Origin of the sequence: Pseudalkalibacillus hwajinpoensis (assembly GCF_015234585.1) — a bacterium.
Lineage (GTDB): Bacteria > Bacillota > Bacilli > Bacillales > Guptibacillaceae > Guptibacillus > Guptibacillus hwajinpoensis_B.
The window spans coordinates 2017513-2039058 of sequence record NZ_JADFCM010000008.1; the positions used below are offsets into that span (position 1 = coordinate 2017513).

Annotated in this window: 16 protein-coding genes, 7 tRNA genes and 1 riboswitch; of the genes, 6 read left to right on the forward strand and 17 right to left on the reverse strand. The window is 39.5% G+C overall.

The window, feature by feature from the left end:
* Positions 1 to 81 precede the first annotated feature (81 nt).
* The 7 genes from phoU to IQ283_RS22060 all read right to left on the reverse strand — a co-directional run bounded on the left by phoU (position 82) and on the right by IQ283_RS22060 (position 8147).
* Complete coding sequence (gene phoU, locus IQ283_RS22030; protein ID WP_194222174.1) at positions 82 to 741, reverse strand: phosphate signaling complex protein PhoU; 660 nt, start codon at positions 739 to 741, stop codon at positions 82 to 84.
* 21 nt (positions 742 to 762) lie between these two features.
* Positions 763 to 1572: a phosphate ABC transporter ATP-binding protein PstB gene (gene pstB / locus IQ283_RS22035; protein ID WP_194222175.1), complete on the reverse strand. Its 810-nt coding sequence runs from the start codon at positions 1570 to 1572 to the stop codon at positions 763 to 765.
* Between the two features lie 54 nt (positions 1573 to 1626).
* Complete coding sequence (pstA, locus tag IQ283_RS22040) at positions 1627 to 2505, reverse strand: phosphate ABC transporter permease PstA (RefSeq protein ID WP_194222176.1); 879 nt, start codon at positions 2503 to 2505, stop codon at positions 1627 to 1629.
* The gene (pstC, locus tag IQ283_RS22045; protein ID WP_194222177.1) at positions 2505 to 3437 is read right to left on the reverse strand and encodes a phosphate ABC transporter permease subunit PstC; all 933 of its coding nucleotides are present in this window, start codon (positions 3435 to 3437) and stop codon (positions 2505 to 2507) included. The genes pstA and pstC overlap by 1 nt, the downstream gene beginning before the upstream one ends.
* Positions 3438 to 3516: 79 nt before the next feature.
* Positions 3517 to 4479, reverse strand: a complete 963-nt coding sequence (locus IQ283_RS22050; protein WP_194222178.1) for a PstS family phosphate ABC transporter substrate-binding protein — start codon at positions 4477 to 4479, stop codon at positions 3517 to 3519.
* 289 nt (positions 4480 to 4768) lie between these two features.
* Positions 4769 to 6790 carry a peptidoglycan D,D-transpeptidase FtsI family protein gene (locus tag IQ283_RS22055; protein ID WP_242057411.1) on the reverse strand — a complete coding sequence of 674 codons (2022 nt, stop codon included), beginning with the start codon at positions 6788 to 6790 and terminating at the stop codon, positions 4769 to 4771.
* Positions 6791 to 6902: 112 nt separating this feature from the next.
* Positions 6903 to 8147 (reverse strand): MFS transporter, encoded by a 1245-nt coding sequence (locus IQ283_RS22060; RefSeq protein WP_194222180.1) that lies wholly within the window; start codon positions 8145 to 8147, stop codon positions 6903 to 6905.
* Between the two features lie 101 nt (positions 8148 to 8248).
* Here IQ283_RS22060 and IQ283_RS22065 point away from each other — a divergent pair, with 101 nt between their 5' ends.
* A complete protein-coding gene (locus IQ283_RS22065) occupies positions 8249 to 8539 on the forward strand; it encodes a hypothetical protein (RefSeq protein ID WP_194222181.1) in 291 nt (96 codons plus the stop codon).
* Positions 8540 to 8587: 48 nt separating this feature from the next.
* Here IQ283_RS22065 and IQ283_RS22070 read toward each other — a convergent pair whose 3' ends face one another.
* The 10 genes from IQ283_RS22070 to IQ283_RS22115 all read right to left on the reverse strand — a co-directional run bounded on the left by IQ283_RS22070 (position 8588) and on the right by IQ283_RS22115 (position 12620).
* A complete protein-coding gene (locus IQ283_RS22070) occupies positions 8588 to 9199 on the reverse strand; it encodes a superoxide dismutase (RefSeq protein ID WP_194222182.1) in 612 nt (203 codons plus the stop codon).
* A gap of 270 nt (positions 9200 to 9469) precedes the next feature.
* Positions 9470 to 9545, reverse strand: a tRNA-Phe gene (locus tag IQ283_RS22075).
* Positions 9546 to 9695: 150 nt separating this feature from the next.
* A tRNA-Met gene (locus IQ283_RS22080) sits at positions 9696 to 9772 on the reverse strand.
* 56 nt (positions 9773 to 9828) lie between these two features.
* Positions 9829 to 9921 (reverse strand) — tRNA-Ser (locus IQ283_RS22085).
* A 10-nt stretch (positions 9922 to 9931) separates the two neighbouring features.
* A tRNA-Ile gene (locus IQ283_RS22090) sits at positions 9932 to 10008 on the reverse strand.
* Between the two features lie 12 nt (positions 10009 to 10020).
* A tRNA-His gene (locus IQ283_RS22095) sits at positions 10021 to 10096 on the reverse strand.
* 22 nt (positions 10097 to 10118) lie between these two features.
* Positions 10119 to 10195 (reverse strand) — tRNA-Met (locus IQ283_RS22100).
* Between the two features lie 3 nt (positions 10196 to 10198).
* Positions 10199 to 10273, reverse strand: a tRNA-Asn gene (locus tag IQ283_RS22105).
* Positions 10274 to 10407: 134 nt separating this feature from the next.
* A complete protein-coding gene (locus IQ283_RS22110; RefSeq protein ID WP_194222183.1) occupies positions 10408 to 10890 on the reverse strand; it encodes a DUF456 domain-containing protein in 483 nt (160 codons plus the stop codon).
* A 101-nt stretch (positions 10891 to 10991) separates the two neighbouring features.
* Complete coding sequence (locus tag IQ283_RS22115; protein WP_194222184.1) at positions 10992 to 12620, reverse strand: Na/Pi cotransporter family protein; 1629 nt, start codon at positions 12618 to 12620, stop codon at positions 10992 to 10994.
* A 236-nt stretch (positions 12621 to 12856) separates the two neighbouring features.
* Here IQ283_RS22115 and IQ283_RS22120 point away from each other — a divergent pair, with 236 nt between their 5' ends.
* The 5 genes from IQ283_RS22120 to metH all read left to right on the forward strand — a co-directional run bounded on the left by IQ283_RS22120 (position 12857) and on the right by metH (position 21526).
* Positions 12857 to 13666: a DUF1189 domain-containing protein gene (locus IQ283_RS22120; protein WP_194222185.1), complete on the forward strand. Its 810-nt coding sequence runs from the start codon at positions 12857 to 12859 to the stop codon at positions 13664 to 13666.
* Between the two features lie 85 nt (positions 13667 to 13751).
* A riboswitch (SAM riboswitch) is annotated at positions 13752 to 13862 on the forward strand.
* 73 nt (positions 13863 to 13935) lie between these two features.
* Complete coding sequence (locus IQ283_RS22125; RefSeq protein ID WP_194222186.1) at positions 13936 to 15066, forward strand: methionine biosynthesis PLP-dependent protein; 1131 nt, start codon at positions 13936 to 13938, stop codon at positions 15064 to 15066.
* Positions 15053 to 16246: a cystathionine beta-lyase gene (gene metC / locus IQ283_RS22130; protein WP_194222187.1), complete on the forward strand. Its 1194-nt coding sequence runs from the start codon at positions 15053 to 15055 to the stop codon at positions 16244 to 16246. The genes IQ283_RS22125 and metC overlap by 14 nt, the downstream gene beginning before the upstream one ends.
* On the forward strand, positions 16243 to 18099 hold the full coding sequence (locus tag IQ283_RS22135; RefSeq protein WP_194222188.1) for a bifunctional homocysteine S-methyltransferase/methylenetetrahydrofolate reductase: 1857 nt from the start codon (positions 16243 to 16245) through the stop codon (positions 18097 to 18099). Before metC ends, IQ283_RS22135 begins: the two co-directional genes overlap by 4 nt.
* 40 nt (positions 18100 to 18139) lie before the next feature.
* Positions 18140 to 21526: a methionine synthase gene (gene metH, locus IQ283_RS22140; RefSeq protein ID WP_242057444.1), complete on the forward strand. Its 3387-nt coding sequence runs from the start codon at positions 18140 to 18142 to the stop codon at positions 21524 to 21526.
* Positions 21527 to 21546 lie beyond the last annotated feature (20 nt).

Consider the following 21546-nt stretch of genomic DNA (forward strand, 5'->3'; position numbering starts at 1 on the left):
TTGCACGAGTGGACAGGTCATTACTTAAGCTTTCTAATTATATGAAAAAACCACACTCTAATTTAGAGTGTGGTTCGATCACTATGCATTAAGGTCGTATCGTTTCCCCTTCACAACATAAATCACGCTTTCGGAAATGTTCGTACAGTGATCACCAATACGTTCAACATAGCGGCATATAAATGAAAGCTGTTGAATTTGACTAACACTTTCAGGATGTTCGGTCATTAACTCAAGTAGCTCCTTCACAAGACGACCATACATGTTGTCAATTTCATCATCTGCATCAGCAACAGCCATAGCCTTATTCACATCTTCATCATAGAAAGACGCAAGAACTTCTCTCAACATGTTATTTGCTTTCTCAGCTAGCGCTGGGATTTCTTCGATTGGCTTTACGAATGGCTTGTCGCCAATACGGATAATCGACTTTGCAATGTTGACCGCAAGATCTCCAACACGCTCAACATCTGTTGTAATTTTAAGTGCTGAGATGAGTCTTCTCAAATCTGTTGCAAGCGGCTGCTCTTTGGCAATTAACCAGATCGCTCTTTCATTAATTTCTTCCTCAAGTCTGTTTATTTTATGGTCATTTTCAATGATCTCAAGAGCTTTGTTAACATCCTGAGCTTTTAATGCTGTAATCGCATCATCAACTGCTATTTGTGCTAGTGATCCGAGTTCAAGTAGTTGTGACTTTATCTCATCTAACTGTTCCTGGAAATTCTCTCTTACTACCATGGTTGCTCACCCCCGAATTTATTAACCGAAACGGCCTGTAATATAATCTTCTGTACGCTTGTCAGTTGGATTAGAAAACAGCTGATTCGTATCAGAAAACTCAACGACTTCACCGTTTAAGAAAAAGGCGGTTTTATCAGAGATACGAGCTGCTTGTTGCATGTTGTGAGTTACAATAATAATACTGAAATCCTTCTTCAATTCCTGAACAAGCTCTTCTACTTTAAGGGTAGAAATTGGGTCAAGAGCAGAAGTTGGTTCATCCATTAGAATCACGTCAGGCTCAATAGCAAGGCAACGCGCAATGCAAAGACGCTGCTGCTGCCCACCGGATAAACCGTAGGCATTCTCGTTAAGACGATCTTTTACTTCTTCCCAAAGCGCTGCGCCTTTTAAGCTTTTTTCTACGATTTCATCTAAAACCTTTTTATTTTTAATTCCATGAATTTTAGGGCCATAAACAACATTTTCATAGATTGACTTTGGAAATGGATTCGGTTTCTGGAAAACCATACCTACCTTTGTGCGCAAGTCTTCTACTTTATATTTGTTTTCAAAAATGTTTTTCCCTCGATAATTAATATCACCAGACATTTTTACAATCGGCACCATTTCTACCATTCTGTTAAGTGCTTTAATAAAGGTTGATTTCCCACACCCAGATGGCCCGATGATGGCTGTTACCTGATTTTCTGGAATTTCAAATTTGATATCTTTAAGTGCTTGATCTTTACCGTACCAAAGATTGAAATTTTGAATGCTATAAACTGATTTCTCCTCTTTATTCTGTTTTTCTGAACGAGGAGCTTTCACAACTTTTTTTTCATCCATGATTGTTTTCAATTTCAAAATCCCCTTTTCACATTGATGAGAGTTTTATTCAATCTACAGTCTCTTTGAGAATTTATTTCGTATTAATACAGCAATTGAATTCATAATGAGCAACATTGCGAGAAGTACAATAATACCAGCTGCTGCTACATCGTGGAATTCCGTTTGTGGACGACTTGTCCAGTTGAAAATTTGAATAGGCATTACTGTAAATCCGGACAGTAAATTCTCAGGTAAATAGGCTACAAACGTTAGTGCACCAATCATTAGAAGTGGAGCTGTTTCCCCAATTGCTCGAGAAAGGGCAAGAATTCCTCCTGTAAGTATTCCAGGAATAGCAGCAGGAAGTACTACTTTCTTGATGGTTTGCCATTTTGTAGCACCCATTGCATAAGAAGCTTCACGTAATTCTTTTGGAACAGAGCGAACGGCTTCTTGAGCTGCTACTACAATAATTGGTAGAATAAGCAAGCTCATCGTTAGTCCACCTGCAAGAACACTACGCCCCATTTCCAACATACGAACAAATACAGTTAGTCCGAGTAAACCAAAAACGATTGAAGGTACGCCAGCCAAATTGGATATATTGATTTGAATAAAAGTTGTAAACTTATTTTTCTTTGCGTATTCTTCGAGATATATCGCAGTTCCTACACCAAGAATGAGTGAAACTGGAGCAATCACAGCCATTAACCAAAGTGAACCAAAGAAGGCTGCTTTGATCCCAGCTTTCTCAGGGAAACGCGATGCGAAATTTTGAAAGAACTGAAGGTCGAGATAACCAATTCCTTGAGTGAATATCCGATATAACAAGATAACAAGTACAACAAGGGCAAACATCGTTGCACCAAAAAAGATTCCTTTAAGAATTTTATTTTGTGTTAATCTGGTTTGCATTCTACTTTTAACTTTTGCCTGATCTACTAATTGCATTAGTATTCCTCCCTGAATCTACGAGAAATATATTGCGCGATAAGGTTCATGATAAGCGTGAATAGGAAGAGCGTCATACCGACAGCATAAATGCTGTAATAAATTGTCGTTCCAAATCCGGCATCACCAAGACTTACCTGGACAATATAAGATGTCATCGTTTGGATCGATTCCGTAACATCTAATGTAAGCTTAGGTGTTGCACCACCCGCTACTGTTACAATCATCGTTTCACCAATTGCTCGAGAAATCGCAAGCACAAAGGATGCAATAATTCCTGATAAAGCTGCTGGCAACACAACTTTCACAGCTACTTCAAAACGAGTTGCCCCAACACCAAGCGCACCTTCTCTAATTGCATTCGGAACAGAACTCATCGCATCCTCAGAAAGCGATGCAATCATGGGGATAATCATGATTCCAATAACAATACCAGGACTTAACGCATTAAAGACCGGTAAGCTCGGAATAATGTTCTGTAGTACAGGTGTAACAAAGGTTAAAGCAAAGAAACCATACACAATTGTCGGAATACCTGCTAATACTTCTAGAATCGGTTTAATAAATCTTCTTACACGATCACTTGCATATTCACTCAAATAAATGGCTGCTGCAAGACCAAACGGGATAGCAACCAGCATGGCAATTCCAGTAATCATAAGTGTTCCTGAAATAAGTGGCCAAATACCGTAATCAGGATCACTTTCAAAGAATGGATACCAATCTTTGTTTGTAAAAAACTCAACAATAGACACATGGTTAAAAAAGGTGATTGTTTCGACAATCAGTGTAAACACAATTCCGAGCGTTGTTAATACCGAAATAATTGCACATAAAAGCAATAAGCCCGGTACAAGTTTCTCCATAAACTTCGCTCGTGCTTGATTTTTCTCTTTTTTGTCTTTAATCATTTGACGAACTGAGCTTTGCATTTATTACTCCCCCTCACAAAGAGCAAAACAGGATTAAGTGAGGAGTATGAACTCCTCACCAATCTGCTTTAATTTATTCTTATTTACCAGCGATTTCGTTTAGCTTATCCATATCTTCTGTATACTTTTCTTCTGGAAGAGCTACGTAACCTACTGCTTCAGCCATATCTCCAGCGTTCTCAAGTGCGTATTTAGTGAAATCATAAACAGCTGGATTATCAGTTACTGCAGAATGTTTTACATAAGTGAATAGTGGACGGGAAAGTGGTTCATAAGATCCGTCTTGAATTGTCTCTGCATTCGGCTCTATTGCTTCGCCGTCACCGTTAACAATTGGAATAACATTTAAGCTATCTTTATTTTCAAGATAGTAAGCATATCCGAAGAATGCCATACCGTTTTTAGAACCAGTTACACCATTTACAAGTACATTGTCGTCTTCAGAAAGTGTTGCTTCTTTTACCATTTGCTCATCTTCTAGAACAACTTCATTAAAGTAATCATACGTACCAGAGTCCGTACCTGGGCTAAATAGTTCGATTTTTTCTTCAGGCCATTCAGAGTTAACGTCACTCCACATTGTTGCTTCGCCAGTCCAGATCATTTTAAGCTCGTCGATTGTAAGCTGATCTACCCAGTCATTTTCAGAGTTAACAACGATAGAAAGGCCGTCTTTTGCAATTTCAAATTCAGTGAATTCAATTCCAGCTTCTTCAAGCGCCGAAACTTCTTCTTCTTTAATCGGACGAGAAGCGTTACTCATGTCTGTTTCTCCAGCTGCGAACTTTTCGAATCCGCCACCAGATCCTGAAACACCAACACTTACTTTTACGTCAGGTTGTGCGGAAGCATATTCTTCAGCTACAGCTTCCATGATTGGAAATACTGTAGAAGATCCGTCCATTAGTACGTCTCCAGAAACTTCACCATCGCTGTTTGTGCTACCAGAGTTTTCTGTATTACCAGAGTTATTCCCGCAAGCTGCTGCGAAAACCATTACTAGCGACATAACTACCATGAGCATAATACCTTTGAACTTCATGTAATTTCCCCCTAAATGGATGTTTGTACTTGTGACCAACCAGGTTGTTTGTGTACTGGCCTCTCAATCACAATTCTTAGAATACAGGCTAGATATTAATGTCGTATAAACCGAATGTAAAGAGATTGTAAATGCGTGTCGGAAAACGTTTTAATTAGTCTTTTTTGGGGCATACCTTACTTTTGCAATGCATTCAGCCTATCACTTCACCTCAATCTGACAGATATTATTCATTAATTTGTCCTTAAACAATAAAAAAAACCGCTTTTCAGCGGTTTTTCATGAAATGCTATTCTGTTTCTTTTTTGTTAGCCTCAATAGGTTTCTTCGCTTCATCTTTTAAATCAAAATAAGCATCTAGAACGCGTCCACCTATTTTTTTATTAACATATCCTGAAGAAGAATCATTTACTTCTGGAACTACTACAGAAAAGGCTACTTCGGGATTATCATAAGGTGCATAGCCAACAAGGGTTAAATTATATCCATCTCCGATTTGCGCTGTTCCAGTCTTCCCAGCAGCTTGATAATCATCACTTTGGAAGTAAGGATAATGTGTACCTGCGGTTCCATTTGCCGTATTCATAACCATCCACATCCCCTTTTGGACATGTGTCACTTCTTCTTCACTCATTTTAATTTTGTTTAACACCTCTGGAGTGTTTTGGAAAAGAATAGTATTTGATAGACCATCTTTTTCAGAAGGTTCATGAACTTCTTTTAATATGTGTGGCTCAATACGATAGCCGCCATTTGCGATTGTAGAGGTATACTGAGCCATTTGCATTGGTGTATACGTATCATACTGTCCAATTGCAAAATCGAGAATTTTACCGAATTCATTCACACCTCCGTTTAATCCTGCACTTTCACCAGGGAGATCAACCCCGGTTTTAACGCCGAGACCAAACTGGGAGAATGACTCTTTTAGCTCATCGTAAGCTGAAGGGTCATAACTACTACTTTCGTACGGAGCATAGTCATAGTCAGCCATCTTCATCGCGATTTTCCACATATATACGTTTGAAGATCTTTGTAAAGCAACTAGGTCTGATATAGGCCCCATCGCATTAGCCGTATACGAAGATTTTTTACCTTCGTCCTTAAAGTATAAAACTTCATCCACAAGCGTCGTATTCGGGTTAATAACACCATACTGATAACCTGTTAAAACAGTTGCTCCTTTAACAGTCGATCCCATTGCGTAGGAGTCACCGATCACTCCAAACGTTCGGTCTTTAAACTCTCCGTTGCTATATTCCTTACCAGCAAGAGAAAGAATTTCACCTGTTTTGGGATCCATCATGACTACATAGCCTCGTGTTGCCCCATATTGTCTTGCATCACGAAGCTCTTCATCGAGAATTTTCTCGACTTTCTTTTGAAGATCGATGTCTAATGAGAGGACCAAATCGTTTCCTCTTTGTCCTTCAATTACTTTCGGTTCACCAATCGGCTCTCCTGATTTGTCGGTCACGTAGGTTTGCTTTTCTTTTTGACCTTTTAAGTACTCTTCATATTCTTTCTCGAGATAGCTAATCCCCACTTTGTCATTTCTTTCGTAATCTCTCAAACCATAATAATCTAACTCATCTTTAGGGATTGGTCCGACCCTTCCGAAAATTGTTTGAAGAGTATTTCCATAAGGATATTCTCGAGTTGCGTCTGCTTGAATTTCTATTCCAGGTAGTGAACCAAGGTTTTCACTTACTTTAGCAATTTCATCTTCAGTTAAACCAATCTTAATTGTTTGAGATGATAAAGCGTACCCAGTATCCATCGCCCTTTTGATAGCAGCTACCTCAAGCTCTTGTGGATCGTTCTTAATCTCTTCTAAATCATCATCATTAATCCGTTCAATTTGGAGTTGATAAGCTTCACTCGACTCAAGTTCTTCCCACTCTTTTTCCGTTAGCTTTGCCTTCGCTTTTTCCGGATTCGTCACAATCCAATAATCTTTAAGATCTCGATCAATGACATCATCTGTATCTTTTTCAATATACCCAGCTAATTTCTGAGCTAATTCAAGCCTCTCAGCTTGCTTAGTATTCTGCGTTCGGATATAGGTAAGCGCAAATTCAGGGTTATTATCAACCAGAACTCGCCCATAACGGTCATACATTTTCCCACGAGGCGCTGTTGATTCTGCTGTAACATTCTCAGTTTGCTCAGAAACACGCTCGTATTCTTCACCATTTACAATCTGTATAACGCCCAGTCGAAGAATTAATGTAGAAAACAAAAGGAATACAGATAAAAATAATATATTTAGCCTTAAAGGCACATGATTTTTCTTTTTCTTCGTGTTCACGATAGACTCCCTTCCCTTAAACAAATATAGACACCTGTTCCAGACAGGTGTCTCTGCTCTCTCTTCTACTTACTATACTTAGTGATATAAAAAAAGTAAAGGGTCTAATGAGCTATTGTACGGCGTCAGGAGAAGGGTTTGGGGGATGGGGAGCTTGAAGTTTTCTTACAAACAGGTAAATAAACGAATGGCCAGCACCAACAATTAATAATAAAATCGGAATGCTCGTTTCATCGTCGAATAACGCTACTGTTATTAAGAATAAAAGAACGGAAACAATTCGTCCTAAGTTTAAGTACACCTCTCGAACAACAATGTACTCAATCCGCATTTCAGCTGCATTCCAAGCCTTACCGATCACATCGTACGTAAGCGAAATGTAGGGGACAAGTAAAAGTGGATAAGCAAGAGAAATACAAACACCATACATTAACAACCGGGCAAACGTTAGGTCGGATACAAGCAAGAAAACCGAAGCGTAAAGAATAAGTCCGCCATATAAAATAGCCTTCTTACGATATCGCGGTTTAATCAATCTCGTCGCCAAATAATAGGCTAAAAACGATACTCCTGAATTAACAAGTCCAAATGTACCAATTGCAAGCTCACTTTCCGTCGTAATAAAAACCAGGACAACGATAATGAAAATAAAGGTACCTTCTCTTATACCTTGAAAAAAATGCGCGTGTAAAATGTTAAGCCAATCTGTATTCGCTTTTCTTTCTTGAAAAACACGTGTAAATGAAAAAGTCCCTTTGGCAGAACGACGTTCGAGAAAGAAACTTAAGATTACAGCTGCGAAAAACAAAGCAAGTGAGACGGCAAATATTACTTTGTATCCCGTGAATGCTTCTAGACTTGAAATAATAACACCAGCAAATATTGGCCCAATCATCCCAGCGAAAGATGTAAGTAAACCAAGGAATCCATTAAAGAAATCCCTTGTGTCCGGTTCTGTAATTTCGAATGTTAGCACATTAAATGCAAGCCAATAAAAGCCAAACCCTATTCCGAGTAAAGCGCCCAGTAAGATAAGCAAATGACTAGCGTTCTGACCAAGAAAAAGCACTGTTATATAGAAAAGAGCGAGAAAAATCACTCCAATCCGCAATACAATAACTCTATCCATTTTCTTAGCCCATCTACCTGCGAGAATAAAGGTAAGCGGCTGACTTATAACCGCAGCAAGGTTGTATATACCTATATCCGCAAACTCACCAGACTGCTTCCACAAGTAAACATTTACGAACGTATTTGAGAGCGCAATACTCAGCGCGTATAAACCACCGATTGTAAGTAATAACAACAAATCTTTTGTTACTTCTATCTCACCAATCATATGTTTTATAACTTTCATAACAAACTCCCCTTTTTTCATCCACCCTTATTTTGACTTAAATTCTGTTCGTTATGCGGATGAAACAAAAAGGATAAACTGTTTTTGAAAGGGGACTGGGTATGTATTACTTTCTATATCGGACAGACTACATTACTGAAAACAGTCAAATCCAACTACTTCAAAGCGTTCAACATCTTATAGGAGATGATGAACACTCGTTCTTTATTAATAGGATGAGGCACTATCTTCAAATCCAATATCGAAATGATCTCATCTCATTAACCATCACAGATCATCAAGTTCTGATTTGTACACCTCATGATTTTGAAACTGGCTGTGATTTTACAGATTTTATAATAAATTTCATGCTACACCATTTAGGAAAAATTTATACCTTAATCGAACCATAATAGAAAAACCCCCAACATAAATGTCGGGGGTTTTGAAAGCTTGGTAAATTATTTAGCTGCTTCGTAACGCTTTGCAACTTCATCCCAGTTAACTACATTCCAGAATGCAGCGATGTAATCAGGACGTTTGTTTTGATACTTAAGATAATAAGCATGCTCCCAAACATCTAGCCCAAGAATTGGTGTAACACCTTCCATTACTGGAGTATCTTGGTTTGGAGTGCTTGTTACTTCAAGTTCTCCACCTTTTACTACTAGCCAAGCCCAGCCTGAGCCAAAACGACCAGCTGCAGCATTAGCAAATTCTTCTTTAAAGCTTTCAAAGCTACCAAATTTCTTTTTAAGTGCTTCGCTTAGATCACCTGATGGTTCGCCGCCACCGTTAGGGCTTAGCAATTGCCAGAAAAGTGAGTGGTTAGCGTGTCCGCCACCATTGTTTCGAACAGCCGTGCGAATGCCTTCAGGAAGTGCGTCAAGGTTGCCAAGAAGATCTTCAAGGCTCTTAGATGCATGCTCCTCATGACCTTCTAGTGCACCATTTAATTTTGTTACATATGCGTTATGGTGCTTGTCGTGGTGGATCTTCATTGTTTCTTCGTCGATGTGTGGTTCTAGTGCATTGTAGTCGTAAGGTAGTTCTGGTAGTTCAAATTTAGCCATTGTGAATCTCCTCCTTAAATATAGTATGTAACTTGCTGTTAGGGTAGCGTTAGCCACCACTTGAACATGATGTCGTCACAAGTTTACACTAGCAGAATTGTCATGCGTTTTCAAATAATAAACCTTTGAATTTCCGCAACACAGATAAAGTTTCCCCTCAGTATATGGAATTAAACATCTTAAAGAAAAAAATCGAGAATTAACAGCGTAATAACATACATAAAACATAAAAAAACTCGTCATTAATTGACGAGTGGGATCTTTATTGAGTGGTGGCTCCGGACGGAATCGAACCGCCGACACGAGGATTTTCAGTCCTCTGCTCTACCGACTGAGCTACAGAGCCAAATCATGTTATCAGTATTAATTTTAATTAGTATGTAGTTTGCATTTACATTAAAAGTAATTTGGCCTTGCTATGAGCTTAGGTTGCCCCTAGGGCACTCCAATTAAATTCTGACGAAGAAGTATGTTCGACGTAGTAAGAATTTAATTTTGGTTGCGGGGGCAGGATTTGAACCTGCGACCTTTGGGTTATGAGCCCAACGAGCTACCGAACTGCTCCACCCCGCGATGATGTAAAAGAACTTAATTTGCATCCATTTTTTAGAAAGCTAACTTTTAGAAAATGGAGGAGGAAGAGGGATTCGAACCCCCGCGGGCGACTAAGCCCCTGTCGGTTTTCAAGACCGATCCCTTCAGCCAGACTTGGGTATTCCTCCGATATGCATTTGGTGGACCCTGCAGGACTCGAACCTGCGACCGGACGGTTATGAGCCGTCAGCTCTAACCAGCTGAGCTAAGGGTCCTTATGTAATAAGTGGGGCGGCTGATGGGAATTGAACCCACGAATGCCGGAATCACAATCCGGTGCGTTAACCACTTCGCCACAACCGCCATGTTGTATCGTTGAAATATATGGTAGCGGCGGAGGGGATCGAACCCCCGACCTCACGGGTATGAACCGTACGCTCTAGCCAGCTGAGCTACACCGCCATATGGCTCCACAGGTAGGATTCGAACCTACGACCGATCGGTTAACAGCCGATAGCTCTACCACTGAGCTACTGTGGAATATTTCTTAACGACAAGAACTAATATATCATATGGATAAAGAAAGCGTCAATAAGTTTTTCGAATTTAATTGAATTAATCTTAATTCCAATTATGAAAATACTATATCACGCTTTCATTTTGTCATCAAGAACTTATAGGACATACACTAGGAACACAACAACCATGATCGTTTGGAGTAATCCTTTCATAACAGCTCCACCAAGAAAACCAAGCAATGAACCTACACCTACTTGAACAGATTCTTTAAAAGCTTTTCGATGAATAACTAGTTCAGCTAAGATAGCACCGATAAATGGTCCAAGGATGATCCCTGCAAACGGAATGACAAATGGGCCAACAAGTAAACCAATTGTACTCCCCCATATCGCCGCCTTTGACCCTCCATACTTCTTCACGCCAAATAAATTACTAGCATAGTCCGCAACAAATAATAACATCGTCAGCAGAACTTCAACAATCCAAAAGGAAATAGTCATTGAACCAAAATCAAAAAACACCCCATACAGGATAAACCCAACATAAATAAATAGTACGGCTGGAATAATCGGATAAATCAATCCCACAAATGCAATGATGAACGACGCAATAATCAGGCACCATATTAGAATATCCACGCTTTCAACCTCCCTTCAACTTGACTCTATTTTAGCGGAGATGTCACTTTTCTTCTATATAATGATAAAAAGAAGCAGAGGCATCCCTCTGCTTCCCGCATTTATTCTTCTCCAATGACGGCTTCTGCAATATTCACCGCATGGTCACCAATACGCTCAAGGTTACTGATGATATCAACAAAAACAATTCCAGCACTTCCAGTACATTCACCCTCATTTAGACGAAGGATATGCTGCTTACGAAGCGTTCTTTCCATTTTGTCGATCTTATCTTCTAGCTTAACAACTTCCTGCGCCTTAGCTACATCCCATTTATCGAGTGCATCAAAGGCTTCATTGAGTGCAGAAAGAGTCAGATTAAACATTTCATCAAGGTCTTTCATAGCAACGTCAGTCATCTTCACTTTATTGCTTATTTGATAATCAACCAACTCAACAATATTCTCCATATGATCCCCAATACGCTCGATATCACGAACTGAGTCCATTAGCATACCGTGTCGTGTCGACTCATCTCCAGACAGAGAAGTTGCTGATAATTGGATAAGGTAATCTGTAATTTTATTATCCAGGTTGTTAATAGCTTCTTCATACTGAGCGGTTTTTTCAGCGCTCTTCTGACTCTTAGATGTTAAATAATTTGATGCTTCTTTAACACCCTTATAAGCAAATCCGCTCATTCGAATCACTTCTTCTTTAGCTTGTCCTAATGCAACAGATGGAGAGCGTTCGATAAATACTGGATCAAGGTGTTTTGGCTTATATTCAATCGTTGCATCATCACCAGGAATAATTTTTGTAACGAGATAGGCAAGTCCGGCAATGAATGGGAATTGGATAACAGTATTTGTAATGTTAAAGATCCCGTGTCCGAATGCAATCGTCATTTCCGGTGTTAAGTTTAATGCGTCTCTTAAGTATTCAATAAACGGCGTATAGGCGAATAAGAATATTAGGAAAAGCGCCGTTCCAATTAAATTGAAAATAACGTGAGTCAGTGCTGTACGTCTAGCGGCAACGGATGCACCGATAGAAGCAAGAACTGCTGTAATCGTTGTACCGATATTATCTCCAAACAGAACTGGTAATGCAGCTTGAATATCCATTGCGTTCTGTGAATAAAGACCTTGCAATACACCAATTGTCGCACTGGAACTTTGTACAATGACAGTAAATACTGTACCGATCACAACGCCTAACAGTGGGTTCGAGCTCATGTTTACTGTTAATTCTTGGAAAGCCTCAAGGCTACGAAGTGGTTTCATTCCCGTACTCATTAATTCAAGTCCAAAGAACAACGCACCAAATCCGAAGACGATTTGACCAGCGTAGTTAATTTTCTTGTTTTTAAAGAAGAAAATTAACAAAGAACCGATGGCTATAATTGGAAGTGCGTAATCTTTAATAGGAAAACCAATAATAAATGCTGTAACAGTTGTACCAATGTTCGCACCCATTACAACGCCAATTGCTTGCTTGAGAGTCATAAATCCTGCGTTAACAAGACCGACTGTTAAAACCGTTGTTCCTGAACTACTTTGTATGAGAATAGTTACAATGACCCCAGCGAGTACACCCATAAACGGGTTAGTCGTAAAGCGATCGAGAATGTCTCTTAATCGATCACCTGCTGATCGTTGAAGGCCGTCTCCCATATACTTTAGTCCAAACAGGAAAATACCAAGACCTCCCACAAACTGAAAGATCATCTCCTGAACGTTGAGTTCCATCATTTCAACCCCTTGCACTTATGTTTTATTTTTTCGACAATACTCAACAAAGTCCCTTGTCTATTATCTACATCGCTCCCCCCTTTGTAAAGAGTTAATATAGATTTGTAAAGATATTATGCTTAAAACAAATTTGTTTCAATAAAGTTTCACCAAGAATACTGTTCCCTTCTCTCTATATAAGATAAACTGATTGGGTGGAGAAATGCTCCACATTTAGAAAGGAGATTATTAATTTGAACGTTTTTAAACAACTTTACTACAGCTTATTTTCCCCTAAGATGATGGCCAGGTTCCGTTTTCAAAAGCTAGGCAAGCCAATATTGTACGTATTTTTACTTATGTTCCTTTCTTCTGTGCCAGTTGGAATTATGACGGCTTTATCCTTTACAAACGCTTATGAGGATCTCAAAACACATATGTCAGATCTACCAGAATTCACTTTAGAGGACGGATCTTTAACAAGTGAGCAGTCTGAACCGCTTATTCGACAAAATGATGAAAATACTTTTATTTTTGATGCGACAGACCAGACAAAGCCTGATGATGTTGATCAATATGATTCCGTTATCGCATTCCTAAAAGATCGTGTAATCGTTGTAGATAGCGGTGCTAGACAGGAGTTTAATTACAGTAACTTTAGTTCGATGACTTTCACGAAGCAAGATGTTAATGAGCTAAGTAATAATCTGGACAACCTGCTCCCTATCTTTATTCCGTTACTGATATTCGTTATCTATTTGTTTCAAACCGGCCTTAAGTTTATAGGAGTTACCGTACTAGCTACAATTGGACTACTATTGAGAAGTATTACCGGAAGAAAAGCTTCTTATAAACAACTTTGGGTCTTATCTGTTTATTCAGTAACAATTCCAACGCTCTTCTTTGCGATTATGGCCCTCATTAAAACAGCAGTCCCTTTAGGATTCCTACTTTATTGGATTGTGGCCATCATGCTACTTTATCTTACGATTAAAGAAATCCCGTTACCAAAAAAACGTGTAACGAACGAGCAAGCAAATGATTCAACAGAAGAAAAATTTTGATAATTTACTCAAATCCCTTGCTTTTCACTTTAAAGTGATGTAGATTATGAAAAAAGCGACACAATAAAATTCCATATATTTTCAATTCTTATCAAGAGAAGCAGAGGGACTGGCCCTATGAAGCTTCAGCAACCACCGGATATTTTCTGGTAAGGTGCTAACTCCAGCAAGTTGATTTCAACTTGGAAGATAAGAAGAAGAGCAACCAAAGTCTTCTTCTTATAGAGGGCTTTTTTTATTGCCCTTATTCAATGAAAAGGAGATTGATTATGTCGAATAAACAGTTAGAAACACTACTTGTCCAATTAGGTAATCATTCAGATACTAAAACCGGTGCGGTAAATCCTCCAGTGTACTTCTCCACATCGTATAGCCATGAAGGCATCGGTCAATCCACTGGATTCGATTATTCAAGAACCAAAAACCCGACACGATCCATTTTAGAATCCGCTATATCAGAACTCGAACATGGTGATCAGGGATTTGCTTTTAGTTCCGGAATGGCTGCGATTCAAGCAATCCTTGCCATATTCAAAAGCGGCGACCATATTCTCGTCTCAGATGATTTGTATGGTGGGACTTTTCGATTATTTGCCCATGCTGAAAAACATTATGGTATCTCCTTCACATATTTTGATACACAAAGCAATGAACAACTTTCATCACTCCTAACTCACCGTACAAAAGCCATTTTTGTTGAAAATCCATCTAATCCATTAATGAAATTAACAGATCTTGAAAAAATTGCACGGATAGCAGAAAACAGGGACCTATTATTTATTGTAGACAATACTTTGTTCACCCCTCTTCTACAAAACCCACTACTGCTTGGGGCGGATATCGTCGTGCATAGTGCCACTAAGTATTTAGGCGGTCATAATGATATTCTCGCAGGGCTTGTGGTTGCAAAAGGTGAGAATATTTGCGCTGAAATCCAACAATACCAAAACGGTGCAGGCGCTGTGCTTTCTCCTTTTGATTCCTGGTTATTAATGAGAGGCATGAAAACCTTGCCACTCAGAATGAAGCAGCATGAAGAGAATGCCAGAAAGGTAACTGAATTTTTAACGAATCATGAAGCAATAACAGACGTTTTTTATCCAGATAAAGGTGGGATGCTTTCTTTCAGATTGCGGTCCGAAGAATGGGTAGATCTCTTTCTTAGAAAATTAACACTTGTCACATTTGCTGAAAGTCTTGGAGGGGTAGAAAGCTTTATCACATATCCTTCAACTCAAACTCATGCTGAAATACCAGAAGACATCAGACTTGAAAAAGGGGTGTGCAATCGACTGCTACGTTTCTCTGTTGGGATTGAAAACATCGATGACTTAATACAGGACCTGAATCAAGCATTGTCCATTTTTAAAGAGGAGGTTGTTCAAATTGACAAATACTGATTATACATTTCAAACAAAACTTCTTCATAACGATCACAAATTTGATAGAGCTACAGGAGCTGTTAGCGTCCCTATCCAACAGGCTTCTACATTTCATCAGGTGGATTTTGACCAACCAGGAAAATACGATTACAGTCGTTCAGGCAACCCCACTCGCGAAGCGCTTGAAGAAACAATTGCCAATCTTGAAGGTGGGGTTAAGGGATTTGCGTTTGCTTCTGGGATGGCCGCTATCGCCACCTCTTTTATGCTTCTTTCACAAAACGATCACGTTCTTATATCTGAAGACGTCTACGGTGGGACGTATCGCATGATTCACGACGTTCTCGGTAGATTTGGAATTAAACATACTTTTGTAGACATGACAGATTTAAATGAAGTGGCGAGAGGTATTCAATCCAATACTAAAGTCATCTATATCGAAACGCCTTCTAATCCTTTGCTGAAGGTAACTGACATTCAAGCCGTTGTTAAATTAGCTAAAGCGAATAATTGTTTAACATTTGTCGATAACACCTTTATGACACCTGCTCTACAACGTCCGTTAGACTTCGGAGCCGATATCGTATTGCATAGTGCTACGAAATTCATTTCAGGACATAGCGATGTCGTCGCTGGTCTTGCTGCCGTAAAAAGTGAGGAATTAGCGGAACAGCTTGCATTCCTGCAAAACTCGTTTGGATCGATCTTAAGCGCTCACGATTCCTGGTTAGTTCTCCGTGGCTTAAAAACATTGCATTGTCGACTAGATCAATCGTCTAGATCTGCGTTTCGTCTTGCGCATGCTCTTACTAAAGAAAATATGGTAGAAGAAGTCTTTTATCCAGGGCTTTCTTATCACCCTGGTCACTCCACTCATATTTATCAAGCCGCTGGTCCTGGTGCAGTTTTGTCCTTTCGGTTACCTGATGAAAATGCCGTGCGTCTATTCACAAAGCATGTTCAAATTCCTGTTTTCGCGGTAAGTCTTGGTGCCGTAGAATCAATTCTCTCCTATCCAGCTAGAATGTCACATGCTTCTATGCCTCCTATAGAACGCAGAAAACGAGGCATCACAGATGGATTATTGCGATTGTCTGTGGGACTTGAAAATCCTGATGATTTATTAAAAGATTTCAAAAATGGATTTGCAGCTATTAGAAAGCAATACTCCGCTTCCGAAGCGAGTGGTCAACTATGAGTTTCCTTAATAAATTAAAAAACAATATTCTAATCGGTGATGGCGCGATGGGAACACTTCTCTATTCATATGGCGTAGATCAATGTTTTGAAGAGTTAAACCTATCGCATCCAGAGCAAGTATTAAACATACACCGCGCATATGTAGAAGCAGGTTCAGACGTGATACAAACGAACACCTATGGAGCAAACTACAGTAAATTAGCGAGATATGGTCTTGAAGATCTTGTAAAAGAAATGAACACTGAAGCTGTTAAATTAGCTCGACAAGCAGCAAACAAAGCGACTTATGTATTTGGAACTATCGGTGGCATACGAGGAATCAATACTCAAAAGACTTCTCTTGATGAAATCAAACGTAGCTTTAGAGAACAGTTATACTGTCTTCTACTTGAGGGCGTTGACGGGATCTTACTCGAAACTTATTACGATCTTGAAGAAATTTCATCAGTCCTTGGGATTGCTCGAAAACAAACGAATCTCCCCATAATAGCTCAAGTTTCCATGCATGAACCCGGGGTTTTACAAAACGGGACCTCCCTTCCATCTGCTCTTAAACAATTAGAAGAGTCTGGAGCAGATGTGACAGGTGTTAATTGTAGACTAGGGCCATATCATATGATTCAAGCTTTTGAAGAGGTCCCCCTTTCAACTAGTTATCTCTCTGCTTATCCAAATGCAAGTTTACCTGACTATGAGGAGGGACGATTGGTTTACCCCACTGCCCCTGATTATTTTAAACAAAGTGCTGAATCTCTCCGCAAACAAGGTGTTCGATTAATTGGAGGATGTTGTGGTACAACACCAGAACATATTGCTGCTGTTTCAAAAGCTTTAAAGGGAACAAAACCTATTACTCATAAAAAAATAGAAGTAATAGCTAAAGAAGTCACGCAAACCGAAAACAACATAGATCGTTTGCCCCACTTGCATGAAATTGCTCAAAAGCAACGTTCTGTTATCGTAGAGCTTGATCCGCCTAAGAAGCTAAATACAAAGAAGTATCTCCAAGGTACGAAGGCCCTACAAGAAGTCGGAGTAGATGCTATTACACTAGCTGATAATTCCCTTGCTTCACCTCGTATTTGCAATACAGCTATGGCATCAACTATTCAGTCACAATTTAATGTTCGCCCTCTCGTGCACATAGCTTGTAGAGACCGGAATATCATCGGATTACAATCGCATATAATGGGGCTTCATACACTGGGAATTAATCAAGTACTCGCTGTTACTGGAGATCCTACAAAAATAGGAGATTTTCCAGGTGCAACTTCTGTATATGACGTATCATCTTTCGACCTTATCCGGTTAATCAAACAATTCAACAACGGGTTATCTTATTCCGGTAAATCACTTGGGATGAAGACTTCCTTTTCGATCGCAGCAGCTTTTAACCCTAATGTTCGCCATCTTGATCGAGCTGTCGCAAGACTTGAGAAAAAACAGCAGTATGGGGCGGATTATTTTATTAGTCAGCCTATCTATAGCGAAGAACAATTAATCGAAGTACATGAAGCTACAAAACATTTAATGTGCCCTATTTACATCGGAATCATGCCGTTAACAAGCTATCGAAATGCCGAATTCCTGCATAATGAAGTACCAGGAATAAAATTATCTGATTCAATACGTAAGCGAATGTCCACAGCCACCGATGCCAGTGAGTCACAAAATGAAGGACTCGCCATCGCAAAGTCCTTAATTGATGCAGCATTCGATTTATTCAATGGCATTTATTTAATAACACCGTTTTTGCGCTACGAATTAACAGTTGAATTAACTCGTTACATTAAAGAAAAAACTCGTATTGAAGAAGAAAGGAAGATTCATAGTGGTCTACCCCTCATTTGAAGATCTACTTAAGAAGAGAATTCTTGTTCTTGATGGAGCCATGGGAACAATGATTCAACAGGCTAATCTTATGCCTGCTGATTTTGGTGGTGAAGATTACGAAGGCTGCAACGAATACTTATCTTTAACAAGACCAGACCTTATCTCCTCAATACATGATGATTACTTAGCTTGTGGTGCTGATATTATTGAAACGAACACTTTCGGAGCGACCGATCTCGTTCTCGACGAATATAATCTTGGCCATCTTGCTGAAAAGCTTAACTACACATCTGCCATTCTAGCAAAAGAAGCAGTTTCAAAAGTGACGACATTTGATAAGCCCCGTTTTGTAGCTGGTTCAATGGGGCCAACAACAAAAACATTATCTGTTACAGGTGGCACTACATTTGAAGCTCTATGCCGATCCTATCAATTACAAGCAAAAGGATTACTAGAAGGTGGCGTAGATCTCCTCCTTGTTGAAACAAGTCAGGATATGCTAAATGTTAAAGCCGCTTTTATTGGGATTTCAAAATCTTTTAAAGAAAGCAATCGTTCTGTTCCCCTTATCATTTCTGGTACTATCGAACCGATGGGAACAACTCTCGCAGGTCAAAGCATTGAAGCTTTTTATTTATCACTTGAACACATGAACCCAGCTGTTGTTGGTCTAAACTGTGCAACAGGACCAGAATTTATGAGAGATCACCTCCGCTCTCTATCAGATCTTGCCACAACTTCTGTGAGTTGCTATCCAAATGCGGGCCTTCCAGATGAAGAGGGGCATTATCATGAAACGCCAGAAAGTTTGGCATCAAAAATTAGAGGATTTGCGGAAAAAGGATGGCTAAATGTAGTTGGCGGTTGTTGTGGAACGACACCTGCTCATATCAAAGCGATATCAGATTCTGTGAAGAATGTTCAGCCTAGAAAAGTACCTCACTCCCACCCGCACGCAATTTCAGGGATTGAGCCATTTATCTATGATGAAAACACAAGACCTGTTCTTGTCGGAGAGCGGACAAATGTGATTGGTTCACGGAAATTCAAACGTCTTATAGCTGAGGAGAAATTTGAAGAGGCTTCTGAAATAGCTCGCTCACAAGTAAAAAAAGGAGCGCAGGTTATCGATATTTGCCTAGCAAATCCTGACAGTGACGAACTTGCAGATATTGAGAATTTCATGAAATATGTTGTAAATAAAGTAAAAACCCCTCTTATCATTGACTCAACAGATGACGCGGTGATTGAAAAAGCCCTTTCTTATTCACAAGGAAAAGCGATCATCAACTCAATTAACCTCGAGGATGGAGAAGAACGATTTGAAGCTGTCACTCCTCTTATTCATAAATATGGCGCCGCCGTTGTAGTTGGCACTATTGATGAGATAGGGATGGCGATAACAGCTGAACGTAAGCTCGAAGTTGCTAAACGCTCACATGAGCTACTCGTTTCTAAATACGGTCTCAAATCTTCGGATATCATTTTTGATCCACTTGTTTTTCCAATCGGAACAGGCGATGAACAATACATCGGCTCAGCTTCTGAAACAATTGAAGGGATAAAGCTTATTAAAGAAGCGCTCCCGGACTGTCAGACTATACTCGGAATTAGCAATGTATCATTCGGGCTTCCTCCTGTAGGGAGAGAAGTATTAAACGCTGCCTATTTGTACCACTGTACAAAAGCAGGATTAGATTACGCAATTGTGAACACTGAGAAATTAGAACGATACGCTTCCATTTCTGATAAAGAAGTTCGGCTTGCAGATGAACTTCTTTTCGAAACAAACGACATGACTCTTGCTGATTTTACAGCTTATTATCGTGGTAAAAAGAAAGAAAGTAAAGTACAAACCTCGAACCTCACGCTTCAAGAACGACTTAGTTTATATGTAGTAGAAGGAACAAAAGAAGGTTTGCTGCAGGATTTAGAAAAAGCCCTTAATGAATACAGTTCTCCACTTCAAATTATCAATGGACCTCTAATGAATGGGATGGCAGAGGTGGGTAAATTATTTAATGATAACCAATTAATTGTTGCTGAGGTACTCCAAAGTGCAGAGGTGATGAAAGCTTCCGTCGCTTTCCTCGAACCTCACATGGAAAAAGAAGATGCCTCCCATACCAAAGGGAAAGTATTATTAGCAACCGTTAAAGGCGATGTTCATGATATTGGTAAGAACCTAGTTGAAATAATATTAAGTAATAATGGTTTCGAGGTGGTTGACCTTGGAATCAAGGTTACCCCTACCGATCTTATTCATCAGATTCAGGAGCAAGAGCCAGATTTTGTTGGACTTTCAGGACTATTAGTGAAATCTGCCCAACAAATGGTTCTGACCGCTCAAGATATGAAGCAAGCTAAAATATCTATACCAATTATGGTAGGCGGTGCGGCTCTATCACGTAAATTTACCGATAATAAAATTTCAGCTGAGTATGATGGACCTGTTTTTTATGCAAAGGACGCAATGGAAGGACTATCGCTTTCCAATCGGCTAAGTAATGAAGAAGAAAAAAGAACTCTTATGGAAGAGCAATCTAAAAAAAGAGCTACTCAACCTGTCATAGAAAGGAAAACTAGCTCTAATAACGGAACGGCCGTTGCTGTTAAACCTGTTTCTAATGTAACGACTGATGTGCAGGTTTATCAGCCATACGATCTCGAGCCGCATATTTTAAGAAATTACTCTGTTGCACATATTGAGCCATATATAAATATGCAGATGTTAATTGGACATCACCTGGGTCTTAAAGGGAAGGTATCAAGACTATTAAAGGAAAAAAACGAGAAGGCTGTTCATTTAAAAGAAGTGGTTGACCAGCTGTTAACTCGAGCGAAAAAAGAAAATTGGATACAGCCCTCAGCGAAGTATCAATTCTTCCCAGCACAGTCCAATGGGAATGAAGTGATCATTTACTCTCCACATGATCATCAAACAGTTATTGAACGGTTTTCGTTTCCTCGTCAGCAAAAAGAACCTTTCTTATGTCTTGCTGACTACCTTCGTTCGGTATCAAGTGGTGAAATGGATTATGTTGGATTCTTTGCTGTTACAGCGGGAAGAGGAATTCGAGAACGTTCTCTAGAGTTAAAAAATAAAGGTGATTATTTGGAAAGTCATGCACTACAAGCATTAGCTCTAGAGACTGCTGAAGGTCTTGCTGAACACATTCATCAGTTGATGAGAGATAAATGGGGATTCCCAGACCCCACAGATTTCACTATGCAGAATCGATTTTCAGCAAAATATCAGGGTCAACGCTTTTCCTTTGGATATCCTGCTTGCCCCGAACTCGAAGATCAAAACAAGTTATTTGCACTCATTCATCCCCGAGACATTGGGATTGAATTAACGGATGGATGTATGATGGAGCCCGAAGCCTCTGTCACTGCAATGGTTTTCGCTCACCCAGAAGGAAGATACTTTAACGTTTTATAAGAAACAAAAGGAGGAGCCAG